Below are 18,115 nucleotides of genomic sequence, written 5' to 3' on the forward strand. Positions count from 1 at the left end.
TCTCCTGCTGGGCGCTGTTGAAACGCCCGTTTCTGCGGCATTCGGGTGCCCTGGTGACCGGCAAGGCCTTGTGCCCTGCCGCCCCAACCGACAGCCAGCGTCAGCCGGGGGGTGACGATGCCTCTCTTGCCAACACAACACGGGCGGGCCCGGCAGGTTCCGGCAATGCGGGACTTTCCGGGAAATGGGGCGGATTTCCGCAACACCGCCCCTGTTGCGCCATGTTTTGGGCGCGATGGAAATCTAATGCGAAGGCATGAAGCACACCGCAGCACTCAATCCCCCGGCGCGGGCCTGATGGGCGTCGCTGGACAAATCGGCAGGGCCGTGGCACCCGTGGCGCCGATGAACAATGATTTGATTTCCTTTGCGCCCCGGGCGCAGGACGGTGCCGCGCTGCGCGCCGCCTTTGGCCGTTTTGGCACCGGTGTCACGGTGATCACCACCCAGACGGAATCCGGGCCGCTGGGCATGACCGCAAATTCCTTTTCATCGGTATCGCTGGATCCGCCGATGATACTGTGGTCCGCGGCGCTGCGCTCCAAGCGGCATGACATCTTTGCAAAGGCGCCGCATTTCTGCATCCACATCCTGGCTGAGGATCAGGGCCCTCTGGCCCGGCACTTCGCGGGCCAGGGTCATGATTTTTCAGGTTTCGACTGGCAGGAAGGCCCCCATGGCACGCCAACCCTTGCGGGCGTGCTGGCCACCTTTCACTGCGAAACCCATGCGGTGCACCCGGCAGGGGATCATTCCATCATCCTCGGCCTGATCACCCATGCCGCGCAGCGCCGGGGCCATGGCGCGGGCCTGCTGTTCGATCAGGGACGTTTCGGGACCTTCGTGCCGCAGGACCCTCAGTAATCCTTTTCAAAGAACAACCCGATACCGCTGTCGCCGTCCGAGCCCAGTGTCGCCTTGCCCTTGAGGTTCGGCGTGATGTCGATGTTCAGCGAGATATCCGCGGTGCCGTCAGAGGCGGCGGTCACGTCGGAATAGACGTTATCCGAGATATACTTGCCCGCGCGCACCGCTGTCGCACCGCTGTCGGTTGTGGTCACATCCAGATCGTCCAGGCCAAAGCCATCGCGCAGACGCGAGACCACGCCGGCACCGCCGCGACCTGCAAGTGTCGCCACGGCAGAGGCCAGTTGCAGCGCCTGGAAGGCCGAGATGTCGTCGATGTTCTTGCCGAACAGGAGCTGCGCCAGCACTTCGTCCTGCGGTGCCGCCGGGGTGGATTCGAAAATCACCTCCGGCTCATCCGCCGGTCCCTGTACGATCACCCGCACTTCGCCTGCGTTTGTCTTGGTCGAGGACACGAACCGCAGATAGGGGATCAGATCGCCCTGGAACTGCACCGACCCCTCCACCAGGTCAAAGCGTTTGCCGAGAATGTCCAGCCTGCCGCGGAGCAGTTCGAAGCGGCCCGCAGAGATGATGTTATTTGTGGTCCCGGTCAGGGTCAGCCCACCGCTCAGTTCGGCGTCCAGCCCCCTGCCCCGCACGAAAATGCGGTTCGGCGCATTCACCTGCAGGTTCAGCCCAAAGCCGCCCCCGCTGCTTTTTGCCGACGGGTCGGCACCGGACTGCGCCCCGGTCAGCCCCGCCTTGCGGCGCGTGGCGATCACGGCCTGATCTGCGCCGATATGGGTGATCTGGGGAATATCCCCGATGGTGGTCAGCCCGGTCGAGGGGACGTTCACATTGGTCTCGCCCACGTTGATCTGCCCGCTGATCTGCGCACCGCCCGCCAGCGGGCCTGCGACCCGCAGATTGCCCCCGACGCTGGTGCGATAAAGCTTGGGATCGGTCAGAACGACGTTTTCCAATGCGATCTGAATATCCGCAGGCAGGGATCCCGTCAGGGTCACACCGCCGCCCACCCGCAGACGCCCGCCGCCAACCGCATTGGCGGTCACGTCGATATTGGCGCGGTTGTTGCCAAGCTGGATATCCGCATTCATCGCATCAAGCGCGATGCGCAGGTTTGGCGCGCTCAGGGTCGCGCCCGTTGTCGTGATCCGGCCAGAGACAGAAGACAGCGCCGGCGGGCCATTCACCGTCAGATCAAACCGTGCCTGCCCCTGCAGGCTGCGCGGTTCGATAAAGGGCTTGCTGAGCCCCAGCGGCGCGGTGCCCGCGATGTCCAGGTTCAGGGTGCCGTTCTCGGCCACCTGCCCGGAAACACGCGCCTGCGTGCCACCCGGACCCTGCGCCGCGGTACTGATCTGCCATGCGCCGCCCTGCCTGCGGGCAGAGCCGTCAACGTCAAGCGGGCCGTTCAACTGCGGCACGATGGCTGCGAGATTGGGCATCGCCAGCGTGTAATCCACCGCAGCGTTGGCCCCGGTGACAACGCCGGTGACCGTGGCGCGCGCCGAATAGGGTCCGCTCGCCTGGGTGTCGACCGCAAGGCCCTCCGGGGTCTGGTAGAGCTTGCCATTGGCCGAAAGCGGGCCGTTCACCCCGGGCAGCAACGGGTTCACATTGGGAACCGAGAGGTTGAAATTCAATGACATGTCAGGGCCGGTCGCCAGCCCCGCCACCAGAGCCTTGGCGCCATAGGGGCCCGTCGCTTCGGTATCCACCACAAAGCCTGCATCGGTCTGGCGCAGCGTGCCGGTTGCCTTCAGCGGCCCTCTCACCTGCGGCGCCAGGGGTCGCAGGTCAGGCACCGACAGATCGAAACGGATGTCGATGGCCGGGCTGACCAGCCCGTCGACCGCCGCGGTCAGATCATAGGGCCCCGTCGCATCGGTGCGGATACGCCAGCCGTCGGGCGTCTGGCGCAGGCTGCCGGTGGCCTTGACCGGGCCTTCGACCTGCTCGGCAAATGGCTTTGCATCAGGCACATCGGCGGTGAATTCGATCCTTGCATCGGGGCCTGTCGCCAGTCCCCTGGCTGTCAGGGCGGCACCATAGGGGCCATCGGTGGCGGCATCGACAACCCAGCCGCGCCTGTCCTGCCTGGCCGTCGCGCTGACCGTGACCGGCCCGTCATATTGCGGCAGGACAAGGCCGATATCCTCCAGCCGGAAATCCGCCTGCACGCGGCTGTCATCGCTGCGCAGTTCCGCCGCGCCGGTCAGGCTCAGGGCATCATTCTTCAGCACCAGATAGCGCAGGAAGGTGCCGGTCTCATCCCGGCTGGCCTGCATGCTCAGCTCTGTCCGGCCCTTCAGCACCGCGTCGGCCTGCGGGATGCCCAGCGCAAGATCCTGTGTGCTGCCGGTTGCCTTCAGGTCGAACAGGCCGCCCAGCGGTGTCACCGTGCCCTTCAGGCCCAGATCGGTCTGGCCATCCAGCTTGCGCCCGGCAAGGGCCGAGAACCGGCTGAGGTCGGCAGCGCTCAACGTCATGTCGAGCCGGGTGCGGAAATTGTTCTCAAGACCCGCGATGATGATCTGGCCGGTCAGCCCGTAATCCGTTCCGGTCAGATCCAGATCGCTGATCCGCGTCGGCTGGCCCTCGATGTAGTTGATGTTGGCCTTGCCGGTGATGCGCCTGCCGATCGCCTCGGCACTGGCGGCGTCGGTCAGTTCCAGCCCGTCGGCCGTAAAGCTCACATCACCCAGGAACTGCCCGACCGAGCCGACGTTGCCCTGCAAGGTGCCATCAAGGCCCAGCTGGGTGCGTTCAATGGCAAGCCCCGCCATTTCCAGCGCGTCGATGTCGAAATCCGCATTCAGCGCCTCGCCATTGTCCGCGTCATAATTCACCCGAAGGCCAACGCGTTTCACAATTGTGCCCTCGCCGCCCAGGGGCAGCAGGATGGTCGTGCCGTCAGGGTTGGCAATCGTGCCGGTGATGTCGATGAATGAGGGCCATTTGTCCCTGTTCAGCGTGACCCGGCCCGCCAGATCGGCGGCCTGCGCCTTGAGGGTGAAATCGCTGACCTCGACCGCGCCGCTGCCTTCGACCAGCGCGTCGATCTTCAGCTGCACCTCCTCGCCAAAGAATTCGCGAAAGCGTGGCGCCAGCAGCGCGGTGACGTCACCACCGATGTCAGCCTGGATGCGCCGGTCAGGCGTGTCGAAACCCCCGCGCGAGGCTTCGGTGCCCAGGGTGATTTTCCCCGCCAGCCGTTCCTGCCCGTCGGTCGAGATATTGAGATCGCTTGCGAAATCGGTGAGCGGCCCGCTGCCCTCAACCGTCATCTCGACGGCGGGCTGATCGGGCAGGTTCAACAGTTTCGCGACAATCCCCTCCTCGCCCTCGCTCAGTTTCACCAAGAGATCGAGGATGTTGTCGGACCGTTCAAGGTTGGCCTTGATCGCGAATTCACCCTGTTTGGCATCCGTGCGGCTGGCCGAGATGTCGAGGTTCAGCAGATCGTCGGTATATTGCGCCGTGGCCCGCAGGCTCAGCTGCGCGGCCTCGCCCAGTAGCGGGGCACCGAGGTTGATCTGATCCACCCCGAAATCGGCGATATTGATGGAAACCGGCAGTTCCGGCAGATTGAAAGGCTGGGCTTCGGCCTCCGGCAGATCGACGCCTTCCTCGGGAAGCGGCAGGCGGGGCAGGTCCAGCCGCGCCGCTGTCAGGCTCTGAACCTCCAGCCGTCCGCGCAACAGGGCGGAACGGGTCCAGTCCAATGTCACGTCTTCCAGCGTCAGCCAGACACCTTCGCTGTCGGCAATGGTCATGCGGTCAAAGCGGGCGGTGGAGCTGAGCGCACCCTGAAACCCGTCAATGCTGACCGTGCGTCCCGCCCCGCTGAGCGCGTCCTGGATGGCGCGGGTCAGAAAACCCTTGTCGTCCTCTTGTGCCATGGCGGCACCAAGACTTGCGATCCACAATGTGACCGCCACGAGAAATGCAACCAGACCCCGCATCAGAATGCCTGCCCTATGCCGATATAGACCTGAAAGTTCTCACCCGTCTCCGGCCCGGAGGTCGGCACGGCAAGGTCAAGCCTGATCGGCCCGATGCCGGTATCATAGCGCAGCCCGAAGCCCGCACCGGATTGCCATCGGCCCGACCCGTCATAGAATTCCTCGGCCCCGATATAGCCCGCATCGGCGAAACCGACGATCCCGATGGCATCGGTCACCTTGATCCGCGCCTCGGCGGAAAAGCCGACAAAGGAGCGCCCGCCAACCGTCTGCCCGCCGCCCAGATCGACGCCCAGCGACTGATAGGGTTGCCCCCTGACCGTTCCGCCACCGCCGGAATAGAACAGGTAATCGGCGGGTGCCTCGGACAGGTCCGGCCCGTAAACAGACCCAAGCTGCCCGCGCAGGGCAAAGGTGACCGGGCGGGTCTGCCCGAAAGTCTTGTAATAGCGCGCATCGACATAGGTGCGCAGCCCGTCGTCCGCCCCGCTGAGCGCCAGGAATGGCGTCGCCGAGGCGTTGATGTAATAACCCTCTTTCGCGTCAAGTTCCTTGTCGCGGTAGTCGAATTCGATGCCCAGCGGCAGGGTCAGCAAGCTGTAGCGGTTGGTGCCAAAGGCGTCGCGTGTCTCGGCCCGGCGCAGACCCAGCCCCAGCCGGTAGGTCCGGTTTTCATTGGCGATGCGGGTGAAGCCCGCCTCAACATCCAGCTGCCGGGAAAAGAAGTTCACCTCGTCGAGCTGTTCCAGCTTGGTCAGCGCGTAGAAATTCGTGTCTTCGTTGAAGGTTGCCGGGCGGTCGAAACGGGCGGACAGGCGATAATCCTCACCGCCGGAGTTGCCGCCGATCCCGCCCGCTTCGGCCTCAAGCCGCAGCCGTTCCGCGCCGCCCAGCAGGTTACGGTGCATCCAGTAGGTCGAAACCGTCAGCCCTTCGAGCGAGGAAAGCTCCGCCCCGAAACCGAAACGCCGCTTCGGTGCCTCGGTGATCAATGCGGTGACGGGCAGCGTGTCGCCGGGCCCGATCACCTCGCCCTCCTGCAGGGCCACGGCATTGAAGGCACCGGTACGCCGCAGCCTTTCGCGGGCCAGCCGCAGGTCCTGGGGCGAGAAGACCTTGCCCTCCGGCAGGCCCGCGATGTCGATGATGCGCTGGGTGCGCACATCCTGATTGCCCTTAACGATCAGGGGGCCGAACCGCAGGCGCGGACCGGGGGCCAGGCGCAGATCGGCATCAATGGTGCGCTCTGCGTGCCGCGCGGTCAGGTCCTGGCTGGCCAGTTCGGCCTTGGCGTGACCCTGGTCGCGCCAGCCCTCGATCCCGGCAGAAACCGTGTTTTTCAACACCCCCAGGCTGGCGGTCTGGCCGCTGGCGAATCCTTCGGGCAATTCGGTGCCGGGAGCAATCGGCGCGATACGGGTCTGTCCGAAACGGAACCGGGGGCCCGGATCAATTGCGATCACCGCCTGGCTGATCTGCCGCGGCGGGTTCACCGGCGGGATGTTCACCGCGTCCACCCCGTCCAGCGTGATCTTGATCACCGGACCGAAGTAGCCGTTGTCATAGAGAACCGCCAGCAGCCTTTGGTAATCGGCCTGCGCCGCCGCAACCACCTCCTGCGAGCTGGGATTGGCGCCTTCCGCCGTCTGCTCGACCAGCAGGGACCCGCCGGCCAAAGTCTTGTAAAGATCGCTGCGTTCCGGAATACCGGTGATCTTGAGGTTTGCCGCCGCGCCAAACTGTGCCGTCGCCGCAAGAAACAACGCCAAAAGCCCGGCAGCCTTGCCGCGATTCTTCGTAAGCAATGCCTTGAATTGCGCCACGCCAACGCCCCCTACTCACACCGAAACACCGTGGTTGCCACGGTCTGTCCTTTTCGGACACTTAGACCGATTAAGCGATATTTCCGCCCTGCCTGCAATCCGACTCTGGTGTTTGAAGGCCTGTGAACCGCATTATCTGGTGTTCCCCGGGCATTCACGACAATCGCGGAATAAATGGGCGGGTTCCCGCGCATCGGCGGACCGGGTGCCGGCACATCGAAACCGGATCACTCTGCCCCGGCCCCGCCCCTCGTGGCGCTGACCGTTCATCATGACCCCGCCTCAGGAACAGGTCGGCGGGCTGTCATCCTCTGTGAACGGCAGGGCTGGTGCAGGTGAGAGGACAAATCTCGAACCAAACCCGTGCTCAAGTAGCGCTCCGCGCGGTAACATAACAAAAGTTGGTGCGGGCGGTGGGACTCGAACCCACACGGGGCTACGCCCCAACAGATTTTAAGTCTGGTATGTCTACCATTCCATCACGCCCGCATGCGCCGCACCATAGCCGCTGATCCCGGGGTGTAAATGGTCAGATGTCGCGGCCTTTGGGGCCAAGCGGTGCGCCTTCGGCCAGCAATGCGGCCTCCGACAGCCAGGGGTTGTTCTCCACCGCTTCGAGCAATTGCGCGCGGGCCTCGTCGATGCGGCCCAGGTTCATCAGGGTCAGGGCCCGGCCCGATTGCGCGGCGATGTGCAGGGGCTGCAGCCCCAGCGCAATATCCAGATCGACAAGTGCCGCTTCGTAGTCTTCCTGCAGGAAATGGATATAGGCGCGCTGGTTGAAACCTTCGGCATATGCGGGGCAATAGTCCGCCAGCCTGTCGAACTCCGCCAGCGCCCCGGCAAAATCATAGGAATCGCGCCGCCGCAGACCGGCGTCCAGCACCTCCTGCGCCGCCGCGTCGGGGGCGCGCAACCAGACTTCCCACATTGCGGCCGAGGCCCGGCGCCCGTCAGTATAGGTCTTGGCGGCCTGGGATCTGGCGATGAGGTTCAGCATCTCGGACCGCACGTCGGGCGGCGCGGGACACTCCGCGATGGCCATCGCGGGCGACAGTGCCAGTGCAAGGATCAACATGCGCATGGCTTAAGAATGGTTCAGATTGGCCTTCCGTCAAGCACCATCCGCCAGCATCGTCTCTTTCACCGCCTCCATCGCCACATAGGTCGAGGTGTTTGACACATGCGGCAGGCTTGATATCGTCTCGCCAAGGAACTTGCGATAGGCGGACATGTCAGGCGTCCGCACCTTGAGCAGGTAGTCGAAATGGCTTGCGATCATATGGGCCTGCTCGATCTCGGGCACCTTGGCCACCGCCGCATTGAAGGCGCGCAGGGCGGCCTCCCGGGTGTCGTTGAGCCGCACCTCGACAAAGGCGACGTGATCAAGGCCCAGACGGATCGGGTCGAGCAGGGCGCGATAGCCGATGATCACCCCGGTTTCCTCCAGCCGGCGCAGGCGGGCCTGGGTGGGTGATTTGGACAGGCCGATGCGCTTGGCAAGATCGGTGATGCTGATGCGGCCGTCCTCGGCCAGGACCGAGAGAATCGATCTGTCAAAGCGATCCAGTTCGAATGTGTCACTTTTCACTTCGCGTCCCCCTCAATTGCCGCAATTCGCATCGTGGAAACCCGATTATAAGTCAAAAGGCCCTGCAAGGATACGATATACTTGGCGGATGATCTGATGGAGGAACCCATGACCGTTCAGAATGCCCCCTCACTGCGCCACCGCATCGACGCAGGCATGTATGCCGACCCCCAGGCCGTTCTGGACGGGCTGATCGACAGCGCCAAGCTCAGCGACGAGGCGCGCGCCGCCATCAGCGCCGATGCCGCAGATCTGGTCCGCGACATCCGCAACACCACCGCGCCCGGCCTGATGGAGGTCTTTCTGGCCGAATATGGCCTGTCCACCGACGAAGGTGTCGCCCTGATGTGTCTGGCCGAGGCACTGCTGCGGGTGCCGGATGCGGATACCATCGACGCGCTGATCGAGGACAAGATCGCGCCCAGCAACTGGGGCCGCCACATGGGCCATTCCACCTCTTCGCTGGTCAATGCCTCCACCTGGGCGCTGATGCTGACGGGCCGCGTGCTGGACGATGATCAGCCCGGCCCGGTGCGCCACCTGCGCGCCGCGATCAAACGCCTGGGCGAACCGGTGATCCGCACCGCCGTTTCCCGCGCGATGAAGGAAATGGGCCGCCAGTTCGTGCTGGGTGAGAACATCGAAGCCGCGATGAAACGCGCGGCGGGGATGGAGAAGAAGGGGTTCACCTATTCCTATGACATGCTGGGCGAGGCCGCGCGCACCGAGCGCGACGCGAAACGCTATCATCTGAGCTATTCCCGCGCGATTTCGGCCATCGCAACCGCCTGCACCGATGAGGACATCCGCAAGAACCCCGGCATTTCGGTCAAACTGTCGGCGCTGCATCCGCGCTATGAGGTGGCGCAGGAAGAGGCGGTGATGAACGAGCTGGTGCCGCGCCTGCGGGCGCTGGCGCTGCTGGCGAAATCCGCCGGCATGGGACTGAACGTTGATGCGGAGGAAGCCGACCGGCTGGCCCTGTCGCTGGAAGTGATCGAGCGCGTCATGTCGGAGCCTGCGCTGGCAGGCTGGGACGGGTTCGGGATCGTGGTACAGGCCTTTGGCCCCCGTGCGGGCACGGTGATCGACGCGCTTTACGAGATGGCGCAGAAATATGACCGCAGGATCATGGTGCGTCTGGTCAAGGGCGCCTATTGGGACACCGAGATCAAGCGCGCCCAGGTGGACGGGGTAGACGGCTTTCCGGTCTTCACCCAGAAGGCCGCGACCGATGTCAGCTATATCGCCAATGCGCGCAAGCTGCTGGGCATGACCGACCGGATCTATCCCCAGTTCGCCACCCACAACGCGCATACCGTCGCTGCGGTGCTGCACATGGCCAAGGACAAGGAAACCTTCGAGTTCCAGCGCCTGCACGGCATGGGCGAGACGCTGCATACGCTGGTGATGGACAAGCACAAGACCCGCTGCCGCATCTATGCGCCCGTGGGCGCGCACCGCGATCTGCTGGCCTATCTCGTGCGGCGGCTGCTGGAGAACGGCGCCAACTCCAGCTTCGTGAACCAGATCGTGGACGAGGATGTGCCGCCCGAGGTCGTGGCCGCCGACCCCTTTGCACAGCTGGGCCGCACCAATGTCGCGATCCCCAAGGGGCCGGAGGTGTTCCTGCCCCATCGCCGGAACGCGCGGGGCTTCGATCTGTCACACGCCCAGACCCTGACCGAGGTGGAGGAGGCGCGCGCGCCCTTCCTGTCGCACCACTGGGAAGCGGCCCCCCTGATCGCGGGCAAGGCAGCGCCGGAAAAGCCGATGGCGGTGACCAACCCGGCCCTGCCCGATGCCTCCCCCGGCACGGTGCGCCATGCGTCGAAGGCCGATGTGGCGACGGCGCTGGATAACGCCGCCCCCTGGGACGCCCCGCTGGAGGAACGCCGCCAGGTGCTGATGAAAGCCGCCGACCTGATCGAGGAAAACTATGGCGAGATCTTTGCCCTGCTGGCCCGCGAGGCGGGCAAGGGCCTGCCGGATTGTGTGGCGGAACTGCGCGAGGGAGTCGATTTCCTCTACTACTACGCCGGACAGGCGATGAACGAACCGCCCGCAGGCATCTTCACCTGTATTTCGCCCTGGAACTTTCCCATGGCGATCTTCACCGGGCAGATCGCTGCGGCACTGGCGGCGGGCAACGGCGTGCTGGCGAAACCGGCGGAGCAGACACCGCTGGTTGCGCATCTGATCGTGCAGTTGCTGCACCGCGCCGGGGTGCCGGAAACAGCGCTGCAACTGCTGCCCGGTGGCGGCGACGTGGGCGCGGCCCTGACCGGTGATGCGCGCGTGAACGGTGTGGCCTTCACCGGCTCCACCGCCACGGCGATGCGCATCCGCGCCAATATGGCCGAACACTGCGCCCCCGGCACCCCGCTGATCGCGGAAACCGGCGGGCTGAACGCAATGATCGTGGACAGCACCGCGTTGCCTGAACAGGCGGTGCAGGCGATTGTCGAAAGCGCTTTCCAATCGGCGGGCCAGCGCTGTTCCGCGCTGCGGTGTCTTTATGTGCAGGAGGACATTGCCGAGGAATTCACCAGGATGCTGATCGGCGCGATGCAGGCGCTGAACATGGGTGATCCCTGGCAGCTGTCCACCGATGTCGGCCCGGTCATCGACGAAGCCGCGCGCAAGGGGATCGCGGATCACATCGCCGCCGCCCGTGCCGAGGGGCGGGTGATTGCCGAGCTGACCGCGCCTCAGGGCGGCACCTATATCGCGCCCACCATCATCAGCGTGAAGGGCATTGCCGATCTGGAGCGCGAAATCTTCGGCCCGGTGCTGCATCTGGCGACTTTCAGGAGCGGTGATCTGGACAAGGTGATCGACGCGATCAACGCCACCGGCTATGGGCTGACCTTCGGCCTGCACACCCGCATCGACGACCGGGTGCAGCATGTGTCGGAGCGGATCGAGGCGGGCAACATCTATGTCAACCGCAACCAGATCGGGGCGATTGTGGGCAGCCAGCCCTTTGGGGGCGAGGGGCTGTCGGGCACCGGGCCAAAGGCGGGCGGGCCGAACTACCTGCCGCGCTTCAGCGCGCCGGATGTGCAACAGCGTGACGGCACCTGGGACAAGGCGCAGGACAAGCTGCCCGCCCTGCCGCCACATGGCGCCTATAAACCGATCGAGACCCTGTCGATGCCGGGGCCAACGGGCGAATCCAACCGCCTCTCCACCCTGCCCCGGCCTGCGCTGCTCTGCATGGGGCCGGGCGCGGCGGCGGCGGCGGCACAGGCCCGCGCGGTGGAGGCCCTGGGCGGCGTTGCCGTGCAGGCCAGCGGCCGGATCGACCCGGCGGCGCTGACGGACGGTCCCGGCTATGGCGGTGTTCTGTGGTGGGGTGACGCGGAAACCGGCCGCGCCATCGAACAGGCCTTGTCAAAGCGCAAGGGGCCGATCACGCCGATGATCCCCGGCCTGCCCGACCCCGCCCGCGTGCGCGCCGAGCGTCACGTCTGTGTGGACACCACCGCATCGGGCGGTAATGCGCAGCTTCTGGGTGCGGCGACCTGATCAATCAGGACCGGGCGATTTCTATTGCCCGGTCCACCGCCAGTTGCGGTGAGGACAACACCGGCACAGTCACGTCCACCAGATCATCCGCAGCCCCCATCATGGAGGCCTGGGCAAGGACCACCGCGCTGATGTCGGGGGTCTCCGACAGCGCCTGCCGGATACGCGCCGCGATTGCGCGGGAGAATGCCGCTGTCTGCCCTGCCTCGAACAGCGGCCAGACTTCGGCGCAGAGCAAGAGCTCTGGCTGCACCTTCCGGTCCAGCTCTGACGCGGCGCGCTCCAGCAAGTCGCAGGTCGCCCTGCGGGTGCTTTCAAGGCAAAGCACCACCAATACCCTGCCGCCAAGCCGTGCCGCGTTCTCCATCAGTGGCCGGTCGATGCGCAACAGACGTGGATCGGCCTGCGCCATATCGTCAACGAGCGGCCCCAGGGTCGAACAGGTGCACAAGACCGAACCAGCATCACCAAGTGCCGCGACGGCCTGCCGCAGATCGGCGCGCGCGGCCTCGGCCCCCTCCTCGCGCGCCCGCGCCAGCAGGTCAGCCCTCACCACATGACGGACAACGCCCTGAAACCCCGCCTTTGCGAACAGGGCGTCGAAAGTCGCGATATGGACATCGGCGGTATGCAGGCAGGTGATCTTCATCGCGGCGGTCTTTCGTTTTGCGGCAGGCAACACCACTTGACCCGGCCTGTGCAATGGCAAATTGTGCGGCCATGTTTCCGATACGTGATCATAACCCTTCCGGGCGCACGCCCTATGTGACCTACGCGCTGATGATCCTGAACATCGGGATCTTCCTGAGTTATGTGCCGATCCTGTCGGACCCGCGCGAGATCAACCTGTTTTTCTCAAACTATGCGCTGATCCCGGCGCAGGTTACGGATGGCGGCGGTCTGAGCGGGCTGTTCACCTCGATGTTCCTGCACGCAGGCTGGATGCATCTGGCCGGGAACATGCTGTTTCTGTGGATCTATGGCGACAATGTCGAAGACGAGATGGGCCATATCCCCTATCTGCTGTTCTATCTCGCCTGCGGCACCGCCGCAGGCCTGGCGCAGGTGCTGTTTGAACCCGGCTCATGGGTGCCGATGGTGGGCGCATCCGGTGCCATCGCGGGTGTGATGGGCGGCTATCTGCTGCTGTTCCCCAAGGCCAAGATCGACATCCTGATCATCTTTATCGTGTTTTTCCGCATCTTTCCGATTCCTGCCTGGATCATCCTGATCCTGTGGTTCGCGATGCAATTCATCGGCGGCATGGGGGCGACGCCCGAAACCGGCGGCGTGGCCTATTGGGCGCATGCGGGCGGGTTCATTGTCGGGCTCGCACTGACCCTGCCGCTGTGGCTGCGCCGGGGCGGTTTCAGCTTCTGGTCCCGGACCGAGGGCCACCCGCCGCATCCTGCTGCGACCTATCCGACCGTTCGCAGCCGCATTCCCAGGGTCAAGCGGCAATGAGCGCGGATCCGATGGATATCACCGCGTCCTGCCATTGCGGCGCCGTCGAGCTTGAGGCGCATCTGCCCGGCGGGCTGGCAGATACCGGGCGCTGCACCTGCTCTTTCTGCGCGCGCAGACAGGCGGCGGCGGTGACCGCCACAACCGCATCGGTCAAGGTGACGAAGGGCGCGGAAAACCTGACGCTCTACACATGGAACACCGGGACCGCGAAGCATTATTTCTGCAAGACCTGCGGCATCTACATGTACCACCAGCGGCGGTCCGATCCTGCGCAATGCGGCGTGAACCTGGGCTGCATCAAAGGGGTCAAGACCTGGGAACACGAGCCTGTCAAATGGACAGATGGCGTGAACCACCCTTCAGACCGCCGCTGAAGGCCGCCCGTCTCAGCCGCGGATGGCTTTGGCGAAGTTGCTGAAAATCGCTTCGTTGCCGCAGATGATTTCGCCGTTCTCCAGCACATCGCCCGCAGGGTCGAGCGGCTCAACCAGCCCGCCCGCTTCCTTGACGATCAACAGCCCTGCCGCAAGATCCCAGGCGTTCAGACGGCGTTCCCAATAGCCGTCATAGCGACCGGCGGCCACATAGGCGAGGTCCAGCGCCGCCGATCCCCAGCGCCGCACACCGGCGCAAACCGGCATCAACCGGCCCAGATCCTTGAGCGTCGCGGGCAGGTCGGAGCGACCGCCAAAGGGCAGACCGGTGGCAAAGATGCTTTCAATCATGCGGCTGCGCCCCGAGACCCGCAGGCGGCTCTCGTTCATCCAGGCCCCGGCACCTTTTTCGGCAAAGAACATTTCATCCTTGGCGGGGTCAAAAACCACCCCGGCCACGATCTGACCTTTGTGTTCCAGCCCGATGGAAATCGCCCAATGCGGCAGACCGTGCAGGAAGTTGGTGGTGCCATCCAGCGGATCGACAATCCAGCGGCGCGTCGGGTCTTGCCCGGCTTCCTCGCCGCCCTCTTCGGCCAGCCAGCCATAGGTCGGGCGTGCGCCCATCAATTCTTCCTTGAGGGTCTTTTCCGCGTTCAGATCGGCGCGGCTGACGAAATCGCCTGCGCCCTTCACGGAAACCTGCAGGTTCTCAACTTCGCGGAAGTCCTTGATCAGCCCGCGCCCCGCCTTGCGTGCCGCCTTGATCATGATGTTGAGATTCGCACTGCCAACCATGTTGTGCCCCTTAGATGGATCAGGCGCTGCGTATATGCGTCACGTGACAGAAAGCCAAGGGGCAGATCGCCCGGAAAGCCCGCACAGCTTGTGACGTGTGATCACCCTTGCCTTTGCGGTTGAATGCCACAGGGTAGGGGCAGCAAGAAAACGGAGAGACTCATGAGTTCACAAATGCAGCAAATCGTTCTGGCAAGCCGCCCTGACGGCGCCCCCGGTCACGACAACTTCCGGCTGGAAACATCCGATATGCCGACACCGGGCGCGGGCGAGATCCTGGTCAAGGTGGCCTATATGTCGCTCGATCCCTATATGCGGGGCCGGATGGACGACGCCAAATCCTATGCCGCGCCCGTCCCGCTGGGCGGCAAGATGGAAGGTGGCAGCGTTGGCCATGTGATCGCCTCCAATGCCGACGGCTTTGCCGAAGGGGACGCGGTGTTCGGCCCGTTTGGCTGGGCCAGCCATGCTGTCGCCGACGCGCGGATGTGCCGCAAGCTGAACCCGGATCTGGCACCGATCACCACCGCGCTTGGCGTGCTGGGCATGCCCGGGTTCACCGGCTGGTACGGGCTGAACGAAATCGGGAAGCCAAAAGCGGGTGAAACCCTGCTGGTCGCCGCGGCAACCGGGCCGGTGGGGTCGATGGTCGGCCAGCTGGCCAAGGCAAAGGGCCTGCGCGCCGTGGGGGTCGCGGGCGGCCCCGACAAGTGCAAGCTGGCGACCGAAACTTTCGGCTTTGACGCCTGCGTCGATCACCGCGCGCATGACAACGTATCCGGCCTGCGCGACGCGCTGAAGGAGGCTGCCCCCGACGGGATCGACGTCTATTTCGAGAACGTGGGCGGGCCCGTGCTGGAGGCCACCCTGCCCCAGATGAACCGCTTTGGGCGCATCCCGCTGTGCGGCATGATCGCGTGGTACAATGCAGGCGGGCTGGGTGACGGCGCCAGCAGCCAGGGCCTGACCGGGCCGAAGCTGTGGCGGACGCTGCTGGTCAATCACCTGACCGTCACCGGCTTCATCATCGCCAACCACTGGGACCGCTACGGCGAATTCCTGACCGAGGTCGCCCCGATGGTCGCGGACGGCCGGGTGAAATACGAGGAAGACATCACAGAGGGGCTGGAGAACGCGCCGCAGGCCTTCATGGATATGCTGCGGGGCGGCAACACCGGCAAGACGATCGTGAAGGTCGGCTGAACCGGGCGAAGGTGGGCGCGCCGCCCACCTTCGCTTTCCGCGCGGCGGCCTCAGGCCGATTGCAGTTTGCGCGCCTCCTGACCGGCCAGGCCAAGCAGTTTCTTCATATAGGGTTTTTCAAGATCATCCGTCCGCACCGCGGCATAGAGCCTGCGGGTGATCCCGTCCTTTGTCAGGGGCCGGGTGACGTAATCGGAACTGTATTTCACTTCCCGCACCACCCAATCGGGCAAGACGGCCACCCCCCGGTTGGAGGCCACCAGCAACAGGATCACCGCCGTCAGCTCCACCTGCCGGATCGCGACGGGTTCCACCTTGGCCGGGATCAGCAACTGGCTGAACACATCCAGCCGGGACCGTTCCACCGGATAGGTGATCAGGGTTTCACTGCGGAAATCCGCGGCTTCGACAAAGGGTTTCGTGGCCAGCGGATGGGTGCTGGCCGCGACAAAGACCGCCTCGTAATCGAAAAGCTCCACAAACTCGACACCCGGCAGATCCTCGGGATCGGAGGACACCACCAGATCGACCTCTTCGCGCAGCAATGCGGGCAAGGCGTCAAAGGCGAGGCCGGGGCGGATGTCCACATCCACATCCACAAAGCTGCGTCGGAATTGCTCCAGCACCGGGAACAGCCATTCAAAACAGGCATGGCATTCAATGGCGATGTGCATCCGCCCCGTGCTGCCCGCGCGCAGGCCGGAGAATTCATCCTGCAGGGCCTGAACCTGCGGCAGCACCTGCTGGGCCAGCTTGAGCAGCCGCTGACCCGCAGGCGACAGTTTCAGCGGCTTCGAGCGGCGCACAAACAATTCCACCCCCGCCTGATCCTCCAGCCCCTTGACCTGATGGGACAGCGCCGACTGGGTGATGTTCATCATCTCTGCAGCCCGGGCCAGACCGCCCGCTTCATGAATGGCCTGAATGGTGCGCAGATGACGGAATTCGATGTGCATGTGAGGTGGAACTCATGTTGAAGATGAAAGTTATGAATTTGTCTCACATCAATATTCATGAAACAAGGTGCCAACACGTTATTCAAAGGATACCGACATGGCCACGCCCAAAGTTTCTTTCGAAGTCTTTCCGCCGCGCACGGTGGATGCGGCTTTCAAGCTGTGGGACACCGCACAGGCGCTGGCACCGCTGGCACCGCGCTTTTTCTCGGTGACCTATGGCGCAGGCGGCACGACCCGTGACCTGACCCATGACGCGGCCCATGTGCTGCGCCGGACATCCGGCCTGCCGGTTGCGGCACATCTGACCTGCGTCGGGGCGAGCAAGGCGGAAACCATGGAAGTGGCTGACAGCTTTGCCAGGATCGGCGTGACGGACATCGTGGCGCTGCGCGGCGATCCTGCCGACGGGGCCAGCACCTTTACCCCCCACCCCGAGGGTTTCCAGGACAGCTGCGAGCTGATCACGGCGCTGGCCGAAACCGGCAAGTTCAACATCCGTGTCGGCGCCTACCCCGACCCGCACCCCGAATCGACCAGCCAGGAGGCCAACATCGAATGGCTCAAGCGCAAGTTCGATGCCGGTGCACAAGAGGCGATGACACAGTTCTTTTTCGAGGCCGAGACATTCCTGCGCTTCCGCGATGCCTGCGCCAAGGCGGGGATCGACAAGCCGATCACCCCCGGCATCCTGCCCATCGTGAACTGGAAATCGGCCCGCAATTTCGCCCAGCGCTGCGGCACGCCGGTTCCGGCCTGGCTCGACGATGCCTTTGCCAAGGCGGAACGGGATGACCGGACAAGCCTGCTGGCCACATCCCTGTGCACCGAAATGTGCAGCGACCTGATCGACGAGGGCGTCGAGAACCTGCATTTCTACACGCTGAACCGCGCCGATCTGACCCGCGATGTCTGCCGCGCACTTGGCGTCACGCCTCAGGTCACCCTGGAAGACGTCGCGTAACATTTGCGCCCGGTCCCGGTGGCCCGCTACCATCTCCGGCAGAGCCCTGCCGGAGATTTTTCATGTCCAAGATAGCCCAAAGCCCCGAAGAACTGCTGACCCAGCAAGAGGCCCTGAAACTGTCAGGGCTTGAGTTCATGCAGGCGATTCTGGATGGCACCAATCCCGGCCCCCCGATCGGTGCCACCATGGGGTATAGGCTGCATGCGGTCGAAGATGGCCGCGTCGTGTTCCGGGGCGCGCCTGAATTCAATGTGACAAACCCGATGGGAACGGTCCACGGCGGCTGGTACGGCACCCTGCTGGACAGCGCCATGGCCTGCGCGGTGATGACGAAGGTGCCGGCGGGATCGGTCTATACCACCCTGGAATACAAGGTGAATATCCTGCGCAGCATCCCCCTGGGATTGCAGATTGATTGCATCGGCCTTGCCGATCATGTGGGCCGCTCCACCGGGGTCGCCCATGGCGAGATCAGGGGCGTCGAGGATGGCAAGCTCTATGCCACCGGTTCGACCACCTGCATCGTGATGAAGATCGCCTGACGCCAGCCACACGCGCCGGAAAATT

The 18,115-nt window shown here is 64.4% G+C and carries 14 protein-coding genes and 1 tRNA gene; 7 read left to right on the forward strand and 8 right to left on the reverse strand.

The features are described 5' to 3' along the window. Positions 1 to 345: 345 nt before the first annotated feature. Positions 346 to 864: a flavin reductase family protein gene (locus O4H53_RS15265; protein WP_269365097.1), complete on the forward strand. Its 519-nt coding sequence runs from the start codon at positions 346 to 348 to the stop codon at positions 862 to 864. Here the strand turns inward: O4H53_RS15265 and O4H53_RS15270 are convergent. The 5 genes from O4H53_RS15270 to O4H53_RS15290 all read right to left on the reverse strand — a co-directional run bounded on the left by O4H53_RS15270 (position 858) and on the right by O4H53_RS15290 (position 8,252). After that, complete coding sequence (locus tag O4H53_RS15270; protein WP_269365098.1) at positions 858 to 4,838, reverse strand: translocation/assembly module TamB domain-containing protein; 3,981 nt, start codon at positions 4,836 to 4,838, stop codon at positions 858 to 860. The two genes, O4H53_RS15265 and O4H53_RS15270, sit on opposite strands and share 7 nt — an antisense overlap. Beyond that, entirely contained in the window at positions 4,838 to 6,607 is a 1,770-nt protein-coding gene (locus tag O4H53_RS15275; RefSeq protein ID WP_443069610.1) for an autotransporter assembly complex protein TamA, read from the reverse strand. Before O4H53_RS15275 ends, O4H53_RS15270 begins: the two co-directional genes overlap by 1 nt. 456 nt (positions 6,608 to 7,063) lie before the next feature. After that, positions 7,064 to 7,150: transfer RNA gene (locus O4H53_RS15280), tRNA-Leu, on the reverse strand. A gap of 40 nt (positions 7,151 to 7,190) precedes the next feature. Next, complete coding sequence (locus tag O4H53_RS15285; protein WP_269365101.1) at positions 7,191 to 7,745, reverse strand: tetratricopeptide repeat protein; 555 nt, start codon at positions 7,743 to 7,745, stop codon at positions 7,191 to 7,193. A gap of 30 nt (positions 7,746 to 7,775) precedes the next feature. Continuing rightward, positions 7,776 to 8,252, reverse strand: a complete 477-nt coding sequence (locus O4H53_RS15290) for an Lrp/AsnC ligand binding domain-containing protein (protein WP_114272747.1) — start codon at positions 8,250 to 8,252, stop codon at positions 7,776 to 7,778. Positions 8,253 to 8,360: 108 nt separating this feature from the next. Here O4H53_RS15290 and putA point away from each other — a divergent pair, with 108 nt between their 5' ends. After that, the gene (putA, locus tag O4H53_RS15295) at positions 8,361 to 11,783 is read left to right on the forward strand and encodes a bifunctional proline dehydrogenase/L-glutamate gamma-semialdehyde dehydrogenase PutA (RefSeq protein ID WP_269365104.1); all 3,423 of its coding nucleotides are present in this window, start codon (positions 8,361 to 8,363) and stop codon (positions 11,781 to 11,783) included. A 4-nt stretch (positions 11,784 to 11,787) separates the two neighbouring features. On the opposite strand, the gene O4H53_RS15300 is transcribed toward putA, so the two are convergent. Continuing rightward, entirely contained in the window at positions 11,788 to 12,432 is a 645-nt protein-coding gene (locus O4H53_RS15300) for a hypothetical protein (RefSeq protein WP_269365105.1), read from the reverse strand. 71 nt (positions 12,433 to 12,503) lie between these two features. On the opposite strand from O4H53_RS15300, the gene O4H53_RS15305 reads away from it, so the two are divergent. Then, positions 12,504 to 13,247, forward strand: coding sequence for a rhomboid family intramembrane serine protease (locus tag O4H53_RS15305; protein ID WP_269365106.1), 744 nt, complete (start codon positions 12,504 to 12,506; stop codon positions 13,245 to 13,247). Further along, a complete protein-coding gene (locus tag O4H53_RS15310) occupies positions 13,244 to 13,624 on the forward strand; it encodes a GFA family protein (RefSeq protein WP_269365109.1) in 381 nt (126 codons plus the stop codon). Before O4H53_RS15305 ends, O4H53_RS15310 begins: the two co-directional genes overlap by 4 nt. A gap of 12 nt (positions 13,625 to 13,636) precedes the next feature. On the opposite strand, the gene O4H53_RS15315 is transcribed toward O4H53_RS15310, so the two are convergent. After that, on the reverse strand, positions 13,637 to 14,422 hold the full coding sequence (locus tag O4H53_RS15315; protein WP_269365111.1) for an inositol monophosphatase family protein: 786 nt from the start codon (positions 14,420 to 14,422) through the stop codon (positions 13,637 to 13,639). A gap of 162 nt (positions 14,423 to 14,584) precedes the next feature. On the opposite strand from O4H53_RS15315, the gene O4H53_RS15320 reads away from it, so the two are divergent. Continuing rightward, the gene (locus O4H53_RS15320) at positions 14,585 to 15,625 is read left to right on the forward strand and encodes an NADP-dependent oxidoreductase (protein ID WP_269365113.1); all 1,041 of its coding nucleotides are present in this window, start codon (positions 14,585 to 14,587) and stop codon (positions 15,623 to 15,625) included. A 50-nt stretch (positions 15,626 to 15,675) separates the two neighbouring features. Here the strand turns inward: O4H53_RS15320 and O4H53_RS15325 are convergent, their stop codons facing one another. Beyond that, positions 15,676 to 16,581 carry a LysR family transcriptional regulator gene (locus tag O4H53_RS15325; protein WP_114272742.1) on the reverse strand — a complete coding sequence of 302 codons (906 nt, stop codon included), beginning with the start codon at positions 16,579 to 16,581 and terminating at the stop codon, positions 15,676 to 15,678. A 97-nt stretch (positions 16,582 to 16,678) separates the two neighbouring features. On the opposite strand from O4H53_RS15325, the gene metF reads away from it, so the two are divergent. Further along, positions 16,679 to 17,545: a methylenetetrahydrofolate reductase [NAD(P)H] gene (gene metF, locus O4H53_RS15330; protein ID WP_269365115.1), complete on the forward strand. Its 867-nt coding sequence runs from the start codon at positions 16,679 to 16,681 to the stop codon at positions 17,543 to 17,545. 62 nt (positions 17,546 to 17,607) lie between these two features. Continuing rightward, positions 17,608 to 18,090: a PaaI family thioesterase gene (locus O4H53_RS15335; protein ID WP_269365117.1), complete on the forward strand. Its 483-nt coding sequence runs from the start codon at positions 17,608 to 17,610 to the stop codon at positions 18,088 to 18,090. The last annotated feature ends 25 nt before the right edge of the window (positions 18,091 to 18,115 follow it).

This window comes from Sulfitobacter sp. G21635-S1 (assembly GCF_027213915.1).
Taxonomy (GTDB): domain Bacteria; phylum Pseudomonadota; class Alphaproteobacteria; order Rhodobacterales; family Rhodobacteraceae; genus Sulfitobacter.